Source organism: Rhodococcus sp. 1R11 (assembly GCF_004563845.1).
GTDB lineage: Bacteria > Actinomycetota > Actinomycetes > Mycobacteriales > Mycobacteriaceae > Rhodococcoides.
The window spans coordinates 147256-162031 of record NZ_SPNG01000011.1 but is presented as its reverse complement, the minus strand read 5'-3'; the positions used below and the strand labels follow the sequence as shown (position 1 = coordinate 162031).

The following is a 14776-nucleotide window of genomic DNA, read 5'->3' as shown; positions in this document are numbered from 1 at the left end:
CGACCGAGATTCCCTCGGCCCACACCTGGGACAGTGCCTGACGATTTCGTTCCAGTAGCCGCGATCGTCTGCGACCAAATCGACGAGGGGGTCGCCCCCGACACCGTGCCGTACCGCGAGCACAGATACGAAGGCGACCTCACGGAGGTGATCCGCCTACTCAACGCGCCGTCCGAAAGCATGCTGATCCGCGGCTATTGCCCGACATACAGCGTCGTCGAGCCGCCGCAGATATGGCTCGTCGACAACCGAGGGCGCGCAATAGAACCGACTCTCCCTACTGGGGAATGCGGGCTGCCGAATCACAGCGCCATCGCCGAAATTCGGACACTCGAGATGGTGACCGAATTCGAACACGACGTATCGGTGATCGGCTACGACCGGCAACGAGTCTCGAGCTGCTCCCCCCATTACTCAGAGGCTCTCCTCGGCAGTGAGCGCGCAGGGGGTCTGACCATCGGCTACACGTACTGCTTGTTCTCCGGCACCGAATTCACAGGAGTCACCGGAGAGACCGGGATATCGATCGAAGACTTGGCCCCCGCCGAGCCCTGCTCGATGTCCGCAACACGGACGGCGGTGACGACGTATGTTGCTGACTGGCCGTCGAACATTCGTAATTTCACCATCGAACTCGACGGATGCCGTCGCGTCATTCCCGACGGATATGCGCCACTGGAGGCGAGCAAGGAGTTGTTGGCTCCTTTCTTGCGCTAGCGTGCGAGCCATGCTTCGCAAGGTACTTGCGCTTGTCGTCATCCTTGCCGTCGGTGCGGCCGCGTGGCATCTCACCACGCCCAATCGCCCCATCGCACGCATCGTTCCTGCTGAATCCTTGGCCTGCGCCACTCCGTATCCGCTCGGTGCGCACAGGTCGACACCACTGGCCACTGTGCCGAGAGAGTTCGAGCCGGCAGCAGCCATCACGTGTGACGCATTCCTGAGCGATCGAGTTTCTGCGGACAAAACTGTCAGCTTCGTTCAACGCCGTTGGGAAGGTGATATATCGACGTCCATCGACCTCCTCAATCGATCGTCCGAGCATTCGGCTTGGATCGACGACTGCGACACGTCCACGTATCTGTTTGCAGAACTGGATGAGTTCTGGCTATTGGACGATCACGGGCGTGCGATCCGCCCTGGATTCCCACAAGACTCCTGCGGGCTGCCGAAACCAGGTGGACTCGCCGCGATCATGGATCTGACGGAAGTCTCTGCTGTGGAGCACAGAGTTCCCCTGTCGGACAACCAGATCAACGACTATTACTACTGTTCACCGGAATACACATCGCCCCGCGCCGGCACAGGACGACCAACCGTTGCGCCCCTCGGAAGCAGCTTCTGTAAATTCGACTCGGGCATCTTCGCGGGCACGGTCTCGGCTGACAGTACTGTCGATGTGGACTCACTACCGTTCGCGACCGACTGCGAAACTGAGGCCACCGAGGTAGCAACGACCCGGTATTCCACCGGCTCCGAACTAGGACAACAACTCACCATCGAACTCGACGGATGCCGTCGCGTCATTCCCGACGGATATGCGCCATTGCAGGCGACCGAGGAGTTGTTGGCTGCCTTCTGGTAGACACTCGGCATGCCCGCATCCATTGCCCTGTCGTCTCGTCGAGTTCTCGCAGCTGCGTGCGGGCTCACGCTGTTGACGGCCGTCGGATGCAGTTCGTCGCCCGCTGTGCCCGACTCACCCGAGCCCGCAACGACGTCCGCAGCACAGTCGCAGTACGAGCTGACGGGTACAGCGGGGACGCTGCTCGAATCGGAGGATTTCGAGTCCCGGTCGGCCAGGCTCACGGCGACGGGCGCGACCGTCTATCGCTTCGTGTACGAATCGACGTCCGGTGTCGATGATTCTGCGACTGCGGTCTCCGGTGTCGCCGCTGTTCCGCCCGGTACACCTCCGGCAGGTGGATGGCCGATCGTCGTCTACGGCCACGGCACCACCGGCGTACAGGCCGACTGCGGGCCCTCCCTCTACCCCGACCTACTCGGATTGGACTCCACAGTCGAGGCGTTCACCGGACTCGGCTACGTCACGGTGCTGCCCGACTATCAAGGACTCGGCAGCGGCAACGGCACCCACCCGTACCTGGAGCCACGCACTACGGGGCACAACATGATCGACGCAGCGCGCGCCGTCCACAACGCCCTGCCCGAGACTTCTGCACGGTGGGCGGCCGTCGGAATGTCACAAGGTGGGCAAGCAGCCTGGGCCGCAAACGAATTGAACTCCAGCTACGGGCAGGGACTGGATCTGGTCGCCTCGGTGTCCCTGTCCCCGCCCACGGATCTGGCGCCGCTTGCGCGCGCCGCCAGTGACGGCACCCTGACCACACCGCAGAAAGGGCTGCTGCCGTACCTGCTCTACGGGGCGCAGCAGGTCGATCCCACGTTCGACCCTCGCGACTACAGCGGCACGGTTGCCCAGACAAACAAAGAACTGCTGCTCACGTGCCAAGGCATCGACACCGCAACCAAGGAGCGCGCGGTCAGCGAGATGGCGCCGAAGGAGTTCGCGCCGAGATCCCCTGAGGCCGAGCAGAAGCTGTTCGATCTGATCGGCCGTTACACCCTCCCCCAGGTACGAACCACCGTGCCCATGTTCGTTGCCTACGGTGCGCGCGACGACATCGTGCTACCGCAGTGGACGGCAGACGCCGTCCGCGCAGCGTGTGCGATCGGCGATCGGGTTGTCGCCCAAGAACAACCAGAGCAAGGACACAACGTGAGCGACGACGCGGCCATGCAATTCCTCGCCGCCGAATTCGCCGGTGCATCGGTTCCCAGCACGTGCTGACCAACGAAAGGACTCTTCGGTGAGTGAGAGGATTGCACGCTACACCCATGACGGACTCGAGTTCGACGTCCTCGACCAGGGACCTCTGGACGGCCCGGTTGTGTTGCTGCTGCACGGCTTTCCGGAACGTGCCGCGTCGTGGTCCGCAGTGATGGACCAGCTGAACGAGGCCGGGTTTCGAACAGTCGCGCCCGATCAGCGCGGGTACTCGCCGGGTGCCCGACCCAAACGCCGACGCGCCTATCGCGTCGGTGCGCTCGTCGACGACGTCGTAGCCCTCATCGACACGATCGGAGCCCCGGTGCATCTGGTCGGCCACGACTGGGGAGCGAACATCGCGTGGGTCACCGCGGGTCGGCGGCCGGATCTGATGTTGTCGCTGACCGCGTTCTCCGTCCCACATCCCGGGTCGTTCATGACGGCTCTGCTCACCTCTCGACAGATCCTCCACTCCTGGTACTTCGCGTTCTTCCAACTGCCGATACTGCCCGAGAAATGGATGACGCGGCCCGGTCAGAGGGCCGAAAAATGGTACGAGAGAAGCGGTATGAATGCGGACGACCTGGAGCGCACGCGCACGGACGTCGTCGACTACGGCGCACTTCCCTACGCTGTCACCTGGTATCGCGGACTGCCGTTCTCCAACCCTGGTATCGGCCGTCTGCGCATCACAGTGCCGACATCGATGGTGTGGAGTGACGGCGACACATTCATCGGCCGCTCGGCCATCGAACGCGCACAACAGTACGTCGACGCCCGCTACACCCTGACAGTGCTTGCCGGAGTGACACATTGGATCCCGACTCAGGCACCGACCGAGGCAGCGCAGGCAATTATCGCCAACGCCTCGTAGATGCCTTCGGCAGTGGTGCGACTATGTGCCCTCTGCGGCGCATTGCCGCACCACTGCGCGAAGCGCACTCAGCTCTTCTGCGGCTCGATGGTCTTCTGCGTGTTGTCGTGGGCGATCTCGATCTTGCGCGGCTTCGCGCGCTCTGCCAGCGGGATGGTGACCGTCAGGACGCCGTTGTCGTAGGAGGCCGAGATCTTCTCCGCGTCGACGCCGTCTCCGAGGGAGAGTTGACGCCGGTACGTTCCGGCGAACCGCTCCGACGAAAGCCACTGCACACCATCACTACTCGGAGCGGTGCGATGAGCCGTCAGAGTGAGGGTGCCTCGGTCGATGTCGACGTCAATGGAGCCGGGGTCGACGCCGGGTAGGTCAGCGTTGAGTACGTAATGGTCGTCGAGCTTGTACAGATCCATCGGCATGAATCTGGGCGCACGGTCCGAACCACTGGTCGCGCCGAGCATGCCGGCGGCAATGGAGTCGAGGTCACGGAACGGATCGAAGCGAAGCACAGCAACCACCTCCTGTACGACGAAGCGTCCGCCCCTGTGGCGGGCCGCCCTTCACTGTGCAGAACCCAAATTAGCACTCTCCATCGGAGAGTGCCAAGAGGTAGTTCCAATTTTTCTGCGCCCAATTATGTTGCAGTGGTGCAGCTATGGGCTCAGCTGCACCACTGCGGACATCTCAGGCTGCGTCGGCAAGCCTCACGAGATCGCGGCCCTTAGTTTCCGGTGCCAGGTACGACGACACCAGGGTGCGGTTATGTGCCCTCCAGGGGACTCAACCGCACCACTGCCGGAGGCACTACAGGCGTTCGATGATGGTGGCGTTCGAGAGCCCTCCGGCCTCGCACATCACCTGTAGGCCGTAACGCTGCTCGCGCTCGGCGAGCGCGTGGACCATGGTCGTCATGATTCGGGCACCGCTGCCGCCGAGCGGATGGCCGATGGCGATGGCCCCGCCGTTGACGTTCACCTTGTTCAGGTCTGCGCCGGTCTCCCTGGCCCAGGCGAGCACCACGGAGGCAAAGGCTTCGTTCACCTCGAACAGGTCTATGTCGTCGATGGTCAATCCGGTCTTCGCGAGCACTTTCTTCGTCGCCGGGATGACTGCGGTGAGCATCATCAGCGGATCGTCACCGACCACCGCAAAGCTGTGCAGCCTCGCCATCGGAGTCAGGCCGAGTTCCTTCGCTTTCTCGCTGGTCGTGATCATGACGGCCGCGCTACCGTCGTTGATCTGGCTTGCATTGCCTGCGGTGATGTTCCAACCTATTTCCGGGAAACGCTGCGCCATGGCGTCGCTGTAGTAGGCCGGTCGCAGTCCCGCCAGCGCGTCGAGTGTGGATCCGGTGCGGATTCCTTCGTCACGGTCGAGCCCGCGAATAGCGCTGATCTCCCGCTTGAAACGTCCCTCTTCGGTGGCTGCAGCTGCCTTCGCGTGACTCGACCGAGCGAACTCGTCCATCTCGGTGCGGCTGATACCCCACTTCGCTGCGATCAATTCGGCACTGATGCCCTGTGCCACCAGACCTTCCAGATACCGCTCGGCGAAACCGACACCTGCCGGATCCTCGGTTCCGACCAGGTTCGAACCCATCGGAATGCGGCTCATCGACTCCGAACCGGCAGCCACAGCCAGATCGTAAGCACCGGAGATGACACCCTGCGCGGCGAAATGTATTGCCTGCTGGCTACTTCCACATTGCCGGTCGACGGTGGTTGCGGGTACAGATTCCGGATAGCCCGCCGCCAACGCCGCACGCCGAGTCATGTTCGACGCCTGATCCCCTACCGCAGTGACAACTCCACCGATGACGTCGTCGATCTGGGCCGGGTCTATCCCGCTGCGCCGCAATACCTCTCGCAGACTGTGGGCCATGAGGTCCACCGGGTGCTCCGGGTGCAGTGTGCCGTTCACTTTGCCCCGTCCGACCGGGGTCCTGACTGCCTCGACGATGACTGCATCTCTCATGACGGCTCCTTGTCCGATCGATCCGTTCCTGTTGGATCGCTGACACCACGGTACGAGCTGGCTATAGTTTTGTAAAGCCAGTAGGATCGTGGCATGCCCCTCCACATGGACGGCCCACTGTCCGACCTCGAAACCTGGACAGCAGGCGACCGATGCTCCATTGCGCGCGCCCTGTCGGTGGTCGGCACGCGGTCGACCATGCTGATCCTGCGTGAGGCCTTCTACGGCACGACCCGCTTCGACGACTTCAGCCGACGCGTCGGCATCACCGACGCCAGCAGTGCGGCCCGACTAAAGGAACTCGTCGACGTCGGAATCTTCGTCAAACAGCCCTACCGACCGGACAAGGGAAGAACGCGCTACGAATACGTTCTGACGAGGATGGGCGAGGATCTGCTGCCCGTCGTACTCGGGCTGATGCAGTGGGGCGACCGATATCTGCAAGACGACGACGGGCCACTCGACGTCGTCGATTCACAAGGCGAGCCCGTGCGCGTACGCGTCACCGACGGCGGCGGTTCCGAAGTGCCGATGAACGAGCTGCGAGTGCGCGTTGCCGGATGATTGCCGGGCCGACGCGTAGCGTGTCCGCGATGGACGATGAATCGTGCATCGAACCCGAGGACGACCCGCGGGCACAGTGGCGACAGCTACCCGACCCCGTGCGGCCGACCCACGAGGGCCAGGCCCTGGAATCCGACGCGTCTCTGTGGGACCGCAAACCCACATACGACCCGGAAGTCGGAATCGTTCGCTGACTTTGCGGAGGTGCTCACATAGCCTCGACAGCGAGTGCGACTCCGATACCGATGAACAGGACGCCGATCACTCGGTTCCAGGATGTCGACTTCGACGAACCACCGGCCAGACGGCCCACAGCCGCAGCGACCACCGCCCAGACCGCCAAACCGATTGCCACGTCGACGATTCCGAGTAGCCCGATTTGCAAGGGAAGCGGTCCGTCGGCGTCGACGAACTGCGGCAGCAGCGCGACGAAGAACAGAACGGCTTTCGGGTTGAGCACATTCGTCACCAGACCCATGCGGAACCAGCGCACGTCGGACGTGGCACTCCCCTCCGACGACGCCTGCCTCAGCGCCGAGATACCCAGCCACACCAGATACAGACCCCCGAGAATCTGAATGAAGTTCAGCGCCATCGGTGATCGCGAGATGAGCAGTGACAGCCCCACCACTGCAGCGATCATGTGCACGCACAAGCCGGTCTGTGCACCGAGGCCCGCTCGCCACCCGGCACTGCGGCTGGTCGCTGCTGCCCGGGCCACCACTGCGAAGTCCGGACCGGGTATTGCGTACGCCAACAGCACGACGCCGAGGAACGGTAACCATTGGATGTCCGTCATCGTCTCGACGGTATCTGATGCTTTTACATCCGTAAACCATTAGACTTAGGCTATGGACTGGAACTGGCTCGGCGACCACTTCGCACTCGACGTGGTCAACACCGTGCAGTTGCAACGCGGCACCTACGTCGAGCTGATCGCCTCCACCGCCGATCTCCAGGAATGGGCCGAGCTACAGGGTGCCCGGGTGCCTGAAACGATCCCTGACGATGCCGACATCGATACATTCCGGCTGACGCGAGATCACATGCTGGCGCTACTGCGGGCGGTGGCGTCGGACATGGAAGTTCCGGGAGCCGGCGTCGACCACATCGACAACATTGCCCGACGCCATCCGGTGACCCGTCGGCTCGATCTCGGGAGCGGCGGTGGCGTCGGACATGTTGTGGGTACGTCGGATCCGATCGACGCGATCCGGGCCCGCGCGGCCTCTGCGGTGATCGATCTACTCAACGGGCCGGATCGCGCACGGTTGGCCTTGTGCGATGCTCCGCGATGCGGTCAACTGTTTCTGCAGGATCGGCCCAATCAGCAATGGTGTTGCAGCGCTTGCGGAAATCGCGCTCGTGCGGCACGACACCACGCAAAGGAGAAGCGCGGATCATGAACATTTCAGTAGCGAACAGAGGGCTCAGCCGACGTATTTACGCCCCCAGCAGCAATCCACGCCGCCCGCACGGGGCGTAAATTCCGACCCCTCCGACACATCGGCTCCCCACATTCGGAAACCCGACGCCGATCCGGTAGTTGTCAACCTGTCTGAGACAGGTTGACAACTACCGGATCGGAGTCAGAAATCCGAAACTGAGGAGCTGATACGCGGCTACAGGCTCAGCCCAATTGCACTGTTGCCGTAGCGCGGTGGCCGAAGATGCGCTTGCCCTCGAAGGTCGCGCCGATCGAGATGACGGCCGTACGGGACTCCTCGTCCTTCGACTTGATCTTGCCGCTGAAGACGATTTCGGCCGGCTTGTGTGTGTCCACCGGGATCGGGGTGGTGAAACGAACGGTGTAGTCCTTCACCGCACCTGGATCGCCGAGCCATTGGCTGATGAATCCGCCGCCGACACCCATGGTGAGCATGCCGTGCGCCAGGACGTTCTCGAGATCGATCATCTTGGCGAACTTCTCGTCCCAGTGAATCGGGTTCGCATCACCGGCGACACCGGCGTAGTTCACCAGATCTCCGCGAGTCAAACGCACGGTGCGCGTGGGCAACTCGTCGCCGACGTTCACCTCGTCGAACTTCTTCGTCGGCTGACCCCGGTACTCCTCGACGACGAGCGGCTCGTGTTCCTGCGGGGTGGACAGCGTGTCGTGCTCACTGGCGGCAGCGGCAGCGGCATCCATCGAGGCGCCGAACATCACCAGGCTCTTGGCTGCGTCCGAGATGGCCGGGTCGATCTCGCCCGAACGCCCGACGAGCAGCGTGGTGTACGTGGTCTGCACCAGTTCGTTCTTCTGGTTGGACACGACGTTCTTGGTCACCATCATGTCGCGGCCCATGACCGTCTTGAACGAGTCGAGCGAGACATCGCAGGTCAGTTGGTCACCGGCCAGAATCGGCTTCTGGAACACCAGCACCTGGTCGGTCTGCAGAATCTGACTGAGGTCGTATCCCTCGGCGATGGACTCGAGGAGCTTCTTCTGCGCCAGCGTTCCGACCAGCGACATGAACGTCAGCGGGGCCACCAGAGCACTGTGGCCCAGCGCTGCTGCGGCGTCACCGTCCCAGTGGGCGGGGTGGAAATCCTGAACGGCACGGGCGTACTCGCGAACCTTCTCGCGGCCCACCTCGTAGTAGTCCTCGGTGCGGTAGTGGTACCCGACCATGCTGCGCGCGTGCTCCGCCGGATCGAATGCTCCCGCATCGGATGCTGCTGCGCCGGACTCCGCTACCTGCTCTGCCACTGTTGCCCCACCGTCTCGTCCCTACTGTTCATCATTACCCGAGCAACCTACCCAACGACGACACACGTTGGCCAGGAAGGGGCTCAGGCGGAACGGTGCCGCGGGGCGTCCCGGTACCCCACCATGCCCACCATCGCGGCCGACTGCGTCAGGACCGACGCACTGCTCATCGCGCCGCGCGGACGGTGTTGCCGCGACGCGACCGCATCGATTGCCATCAGGGCTGCCCCGTGCGCAGTGAGGGACTCGGGATTGGCAGGCGCGATGACGGGCAACATCAGATCGCGTCGAAACATCCGACGAAGCGACGGCAGGTTGGCGCATCCGCCCACCATCACCAACGCATTCACGGCGCAGGGTGCGTCGACGATGATGCTGGCCACCCAATCTTCCAGTGATCGGATACTGCGTTCGAGAACATCGTCGAACGTGTTGCGCCACAACCGAACCGGCCCGCCGACGAACGGACCGGCGATCTCTGCCACCCGCAGGCGTGACAGCTGTTCGCGTGCCGTGCGGATCGATACCAGCAACTCCGCGCGTGCCCGCTCCGAGGCCAATTCGTCTGCCCCGTAGACCGACAGCAGGTAGCGAGAGATCTGCGCGTCACACCCGATTCCACCGAACAACGTGGTGCGCACCGAACTGTGCACAGCTCCAGTGGCCGGGTCGGCGATCGACACAGTGGTTCCCGACGCTCCGATGTCGCACACGGCCACGGTGCGCGCGCCCTCGAGCATCCCGGTGCCGCGCAGATACCGAAGCTGCGCCCCGAGCTCCGACGCCACCAGCAGACGATCGGCCTCGTACGTGGAATACGCCGACGTGCGTCCGCGAGCACCGGGATCGTCCGGGACGGCGAGAACGATGTCCGGTCGATCGACCATTTGATCCCGCGACATCGAATCCAACAGATCGAGAGCGACCTGCAGATGGTCGTCGGGATCGAACGATCGCACGACGTGCGCAGAACGTACCGACTCGTCCGACGCGTCCAGGGCTACACCCCGGGCGATGGCTGAACCCACCGAGACACCAAGGACAGATCTCATGTTTCCTCGACTCGCCTAGCTACTCCGACCTGGCGATCGTAGCGCCTCGAACCGACTCGAAATCGGAAACTGCCGCAGTTCATCGAACTTTTGGTTTGTTTTGGGACTTACTACAACCGCTCAGGCGACGAGTTGGATCACGCGACGTGCCCGAACCCGTCGCGACGGTCGGCGAGCAACGAGCCCCACTCCTCCTGCGCCGACGACATCGCGGCACAGCCCACGCCGTAGTCGGAGTCCATTCCTCGTGCCGCAGTGACGATGGACCGAGCCGACTGCACGAGAGAAACATCGAAACGGAAACTGTGCGCCGCCAATTCGGCGAACGCCTCATCCGGGCTGCAGCCGCGCAAGGCGATGAGGACACCCACCGCCCTGTCGATGGTCGTGCGCGTCACCGGTTCTACTGCGGATTTGTCGGTCATCGAGAACTCACCGTCTACTGGTCGATCACCCGATGGTAGCCAGGCTCGAGCAGAAGTTCAGGTGTCCGAGTCGAATTCACACACCTGTCACACCATGGACTTTTCGAAGTAGCGAACCCGCTCGCTCACAACGGAATATCGGTGAATCGTCACTCGGCCGAATCGGTGACAGGTGGTTCTGCCGTTCGGGGCGCGGGCTCGGTATCCGTCGGCCCCGAAGGCTCCGAAGTCTCGGTGGGCCCCGTCGGCTCCGTGGTCTCGGTCGGGCCCGGATCGGCGTCGGTGGGATCCGGGACATCCGTCGAAGTATCGGTGGGAGCTGTGGTTTCGTCGTCGGTCGGCGGAGTCTCGGTGTCGGGCTTCGGATTCTGGGTCTTCGTCACCCGACCGACCGGAGCGGAATCGTCGCCACCCGAGTTGTCTCGTCCCGTCGACGACGACCGCGGCGCGTTCGATATCGTGCTCGCGACATCCACCGGGAACGCGTCGACCCGGACATCTCCCGGTGCGACCCCAGCGGGCGAGACATCCAGAACTCCCGCGCCGATAGGTGGAACCGCGGATGGCCCGGCCACAGGATCAACCGCCCCGGCACCCGACGCCGGCCGACCGGGTGTCGACGGGGTGATGCTGGAACCGGCGGTATCGAGAACTGCGTCCCGAGTGGGCGCAGGCGAGGAGAACGCCCACACGGTTGCCCCACTCAGAGCAGCCAGCACGGCAACACCCAATCCGACCGTGGCCCATCGAGACTTCCGCGACGCAGCTTCGGAGTCTGCGGCCCGATCGTCCCAGCCGGATTGCACCGTAGAAACCTCGTCACTCGACGCACGGCCCGTTCTGGACGCGGCGCCGACGACGGCGGCGGCCACGTCCGACGGATACTCGTCGGGCAACCGCGGATCGTCCATCGCCAGTACCTCGACGTCGACGACGCGGTGGTCCGCCAGCGCCGCCCGGACGATCTCGCCCTGGAGGGGGTTGTCGCAGACGACCGCTGCCCCGTCGACGATCAAGTCTCGTTGCGCAGCTTGGACTCGCATGATTCCGAGAACCGTCGCGACGGCATCACCGATTCCACCGGGAGCCGCGGTGAGCGATACGGGTCGGGACGCGACAGGGCCGAGTCCGGGCAGGTCTGTTTGGACCAACACTGCCGAGATCTCGTCGGTACCGACGTGAACGCCCAGCGCAACGGACATACCTTCGACCATCCCTTACTCGATTCGGCCTCACAGTACACTTCGAGGCCCGAAACAGGGAAAAGGATGGTTTGGCTGTTCGATCAGAATTCCAGCTTGCTCGCCTCAGCACGCGCCAGCTCGGCCGCCCGGCGCTCACGCTCGAAGAGCAGCCCGAAGGTGAACCCGTTCTCACCGGAGGTGGTTCCCGCCCGGGCACCGAGAGTGCGCAGAATCTCGGCCGCGATGACGGCATCCTGATGCTCGCCGAGAACTTCCTGAATCTGCTTGTATCGCTTGATATTCGACTTGGACACCTTCTTGTCCAGGACGGGTGCCACCAACTCGGCCGCATACCGAGCCCGCTTCGAGGCCTTCCTGGCGCGGTGCAGTTGCTCGTCGTCGGTACCGCGCACAGCCTTCTCGGTGCGGTCGACGGCCTTCTTACCGGCCTTGCGCGCCAGCTTGATCAGCAACCGCTCGCTCACCTCGCCGTCGATCGGTAGTCCCCTCGACCAGGCGGCCACGGTCGTGAGCAAATCTCGGTACCGTTCGCCATCGAGCTCGGCCATCGCAGCCTCGCGGTGGCGGATCTGCTCGGCCAGCAGATCGTTCTCGATACGCGACGCCACCGGGCCCAGAACCAATTCCGACGGAAGGTCCCGCAGAGCAGCTGCAAACCGCGCGCGCTGCACCTGCCTATCTCTCACCTCGCCGAGCAGGCTTGCATACCAGGACAATTCGGCCTCGAGTGCAGCCGTGGGCTCGTCCTCGAACACACTGCCGAAGACGCGAAGCGTGCTGCGATAGCGCCTGATGGCCACCCGCGTGGAGTGAATCGGATCCAGTCCGCGACGCAGATACACGTCGCCGGCCACGATGGCCTGGGCTTGTTCGTCGAGATAGTCGACGAGCAACCGAAGCCCGTCGTGCGCCGGCTCCTCCCGAACCACCGACAGCGCGCGATGCAATTTGGACGGATGCGCCGACGGCGTCGCACCCGACGCGCGGAGCACCTTGCTCGCCTTCTTCAGGAAGGATTCCGAGCCGGCCGGCCCGAGCTCCACCTCCACCTCGCGCCACTGCGGCCCGGTCGCGCCGCCGATCAGCACGACCGACACCGCGTCGTCGGCGAATTCGGCCACGACGGATCCGGCTGCGTCGGTGACGGTACGAATCGTCCGACGCGTCGTCAGGGTGGCGACAGCCGACAACTGCTGGCCCATGACCGCGCCGCGGAGCACGTCGGCCAGCTCGTCGGGCACGGCTTTCGTGTCGCCGGTGCCGAGCGGAAGCCTGATCTCGGTTCGCGCCTTCTCCGCAGGAACCTTTGCGTGCCAACCATTGTCGGAGTCTCCGGTGCGTCGACGAAGGGTGATCCCACGGCGCAGCAGATCGTGACCGGTGGTGTCGAAGTACTCGCTGACCAGTTCGGTCTCCGTTTCCGTCATCGCGCCGTCGGCAGGAACGAGCGAGGTGAGGGCGGGGAACTCGAAGTCTGCATCGACATCGAACTTGTCTTCGCGCTCGGTCTGTGACTCCATACCGACCATCCTGCCTCGAGCATGCGGTGCCGTGGCGGCCGAAACCGCAGATCTATCTCCTCGACGGCGTATCGAACCGGGGTGGGCTACGACCGCCGAGTAGTGGTCGCGGGTTTCGTCGGGGTCGGAGTGCGAGTGGTGGTGCGCGGCATCGTTGTTGTGGTCGGTGCGGTAGTTGTCGGCGCAGTGGTGGGCGTGGGGTGAGTCGTGGACGTCGGAGCCGTGGTGGTGGTCGGGGCCGTGGTGGTGGTCGGGGCCGTGGTCGTCGTCGGAACTCGACTGCCCTCACGCGCGGGTCGAACGACGGATGCGTCCGGAACCGCGGGGCTTCGAGGCGGTGAATCGGCAGCACTCGGCGAGGTGGGTGAAGGAGAGGACGACGGGTCGCCGGATGTCGGGGACGCCGAGGACGGAGCGGCCCCGTTCGAGGCCGACACCGAGGGCTGCGTCGACACGGACGGTGAGCCGTCCACCGCCGGCATCACAGCCTGCGATCGGGCGGAGGGCGACGCGCTCTGCGAGGTCGCGATCGACGGTTCGGGGACGTCGTCGGTGGTCCGAGCTGCTGCTGCGACCACGGTTCCGGCCACGCACACAGCAATCAGCGCGGCGAGTGCGCCCCCGACGCGCCGGGACTTGGCTGCTCTGGCCATTCGATTCGACGGGCTGCCGCTGTGCCGCGGACGACGGGAGGGCACGGTGGTCACTGCAGGTGACGGTGCAGGCCTGACACCCACGGTCCGCGCGATCCCGGCCGCACCACGCGCAGCCAGCAGTTCCGGCCGTTCCGGCGCGTAGACGGGCATCGACACGGCGTCGAACAGCTTCTGCCGAACGATCTGCATGTTGGCACCGCCGCCGACCGCAACGATCGCGTCCACGCGAACGCCGCTCGCGGCAACGGAAGCGAGCACGTCGACGGCAGTGGAGACTGCCCCCTGAACGGCGTCGCCGATCAGCTCGTCGAGGTCGTGGCGCCACAACGAGGCGCGGCCGCCGACGAACGGCCCGAGGACCGAAACGCTGCGCAGGATCGACAGCTGGTGCTTGCCGGCTCGCACGTCGTGCACGAGCTGTCGGCGAGCGTCCACCGTCAACGCCTCCGCCGCGCCGAACGTCTCGATGAGGTGATTGCTGAGCACGTGGTCGCAGTCGTCGCCGCGCAGTTCTTCGGTGCGATGAGAGGCCAGGACCCGACCGGACTCGACATCGATCACCGACACACTGGTGCCGGATGCGCCGACGTCGAACAGAGCGACGCAGCGCTCACCGGCGAGCACTCCGGTTTCTCGCAACGCGCCCAACTGCGCACCGAGTTCGGAGACGAGCACGATGCCGTCGGAGAAGTCCTCACGGAAGGCCGTGTCGGGATCGCTCTCACGGAGGGCGAGCACCGGGTAGTAGCGAGCGGACGCGTATCGGTCTGCCGTGCTGTGCACCGATGCGACGACGGCATCCCACGGATCGGGGGCGAGACCGTTGGGCGCAGGCCCGGTGGCAACCGGTTCGAGGGCGTCGAGCACCGTATCGACACCCGAGCTGTCGCTGATCACACTGCGGACGCCAGTCGACCCCAGGGAAGCGCCGAGCACGGAAGGATCGGGTACCGCGGACACGAGAAACCTCATTCTGGCAGGCCCCAACCCACGTTCGGACACCAG

Annotated in this window: 16 protein-coding genes; 7 read left to right on the top strand and 9 right to left on the bottom strand. The window is 64.3% G+C overall.

From position 1 onward, the window contains the following. Positions 1 to 33 precede the first annotated feature (33 nt). The 4 genes from E4P29_RS19455 to E4P29_RS19440 are packed head-to-tail and all read left to right on the top strand — an operon-like array spanning position 34 to position 3665. Complete coding sequence (locus tag E4P29_RS19455; protein ID WP_135046782.1) at positions 34 to 717, top strand: hypothetical protein; 684 nt, start codon at positions 34 to 36, stop codon at positions 715 to 717. Positions 718 to 727: 10 nt separating this feature from the next. After that, positions 728 to 1585, top strand: a complete 858-nt coding sequence (locus E4P29_RS19450; protein WP_135046781.1) for a hypothetical protein — start codon at positions 728 to 730, stop codon at positions 1583 to 1585. Between the two features lie 9 nt (positions 1586 to 1594). Continuing rightward, positions 1595 to 2812: a lipase family protein gene (locus E4P29_RS19445; RefSeq protein ID WP_135046780.1), complete on the top strand. Its 1218-nt coding sequence runs from the start codon at positions 1595 to 1597 to the stop codon at positions 2810 to 2812. Between the two features lie 19 nt (positions 2813 to 2831). Then, positions 2832 to 3665, top strand: a complete 834-nt coding sequence (locus E4P29_RS19440) for an alpha/beta fold hydrolase (RefSeq protein ID WP_135046779.1) — start codon at positions 2832 to 2834, stop codon at positions 3663 to 3665. A gap of 68 nt (positions 3666 to 3733) precedes the next feature. Here E4P29_RS19440 and E4P29_RS19435 read toward each other — a convergent pair whose 3' ends face one another. Continuing rightward, a complete protein-coding gene (locus E4P29_RS19435) occupies positions 3734 to 4174 on the bottom strand; it encodes an Hsp20/alpha crystallin family protein (RefSeq protein WP_027495425.1) in 441 nt (146 codons plus the stop codon). A 295-nt stretch (positions 4175 to 4469) separates the two neighbouring features. Then, positions 4470 to 5639, bottom strand: a complete 1170-nt coding sequence (locus tag E4P29_RS19430; RefSeq protein WP_135046778.1) for a thiolase family protein — start codon at positions 5637 to 5639, stop codon at positions 4470 to 4472. Positions 5640 to 5732: 93 nt separating this feature from the next. On the opposite strand from E4P29_RS19430, the gene E4P29_RS19425 reads away from it, so the two are divergent. Beyond that, positions 5733 to 6203 carry a helix-turn-helix domain-containing protein gene (locus tag E4P29_RS19425; RefSeq protein WP_135046777.1) on the top strand — a complete coding sequence of 157 codons (471 nt, stop codon included), beginning with the start codon at positions 5733 to 5735 and terminating at the stop codon, positions 6201 to 6203. Positions 6204 to 6232: 29 nt separating this feature from the next. After that, positions 6233 to 6397: a hypothetical protein gene (locus tag E4P29_RS25995; RefSeq protein ID WP_167735541.1), complete on the top strand. Its 165-nt coding sequence runs from the start codon at positions 6233 to 6235 to the stop codon at positions 6395 to 6397. Between the two features lie 14 nt (positions 6398 to 6411). Here the strand turns inward: E4P29_RS25995 and E4P29_RS19420 are convergent, their stop codons facing one another. After that, complete coding sequence (locus E4P29_RS19420; RefSeq protein ID WP_135046776.1) at positions 6412 to 7002, bottom strand: LysE family translocator; 591 nt, start codon at positions 7000 to 7002, stop codon at positions 6412 to 6414. A gap of 52 nt (positions 7003 to 7054) precedes the next feature. On the opposite strand from E4P29_RS19420, the gene E4P29_RS19415 reads away from it, so the two are divergent. Beyond that, complete coding sequence (locus E4P29_RS19415; RefSeq protein WP_135046775.1) at positions 7055 to 7609, top strand: CGNR zinc finger domain-containing protein; 555 nt, start codon at positions 7055 to 7057, stop codon at positions 7607 to 7609. A 224-nt stretch (positions 7610 to 7833) separates the two neighbouring features. Here E4P29_RS19415 and E4P29_RS19410 read toward each other — a convergent pair whose 3' ends face one another. From E4P29_RS19410 to E4P29_RS19385, 6 genes are all read right to left on the bottom strand, one after another. Continuing rightward, complete coding sequence (locus tag E4P29_RS19410) at positions 7834 to 8913, bottom strand: fused (3R)-hydroxyacyl-ACP dehydratase subunits HadA/HadB (RefSeq protein WP_135046774.1); 1080 nt, start codon at positions 8911 to 8913, stop codon at positions 7834 to 7836. Between the two features lie 83 nt (positions 8914 to 8996). Next, the gene (locus E4P29_RS19405; RefSeq protein ID WP_167735540.1) at positions 8997 to 9965 is read right to left on the bottom strand and encodes an Hsp70 family protein; all 969 of its coding nucleotides are present in this window, start codon (positions 9963 to 9965) and stop codon (positions 8997 to 8999) included. Positions 9966 to 10102: 137 nt separating this feature from the next. Continuing rightward, the gene (locus tag E4P29_RS19400; protein ID WP_135046773.1) at positions 10103 to 10390 is read right to left on the bottom strand and encodes an ANTAR domain-containing protein; all 288 of its coding nucleotides are present in this window, start codon (positions 10388 to 10390) and stop codon (positions 10103 to 10105) included. 149 nt (positions 10391 to 10539) lie between these two features. Further along, positions 10540 to 11592, bottom strand: a complete 1053-nt coding sequence (locus E4P29_RS19395) for a hypothetical protein (protein ID WP_135046772.1) — start codon at positions 11590 to 11592, stop codon at positions 10540 to 10542. Between the two features lie 83 nt (positions 11593 to 11675). Continuing rightward, positions 11676 to 13115 carry a CYTH and CHAD domain-containing protein gene (locus tag E4P29_RS19390; protein WP_135046771.1) on the bottom strand — a complete coding sequence of 480 codons (1440 nt, stop codon included), beginning with the start codon at positions 13113 to 13115 and terminating at the stop codon, positions 11676 to 11678. 86 nt (positions 13116 to 13201) lie between these two features. Then, on the bottom strand, positions 13202 to 14668 hold the full coding sequence (locus E4P29_RS19385) for an Hsp70 family protein (protein ID WP_167735539.1): 1467 nt from the start codon (positions 14666 to 14668) through the stop codon (positions 13202 to 13204). Positions 14669 to 14776 lie beyond the last annotated feature (108 nt).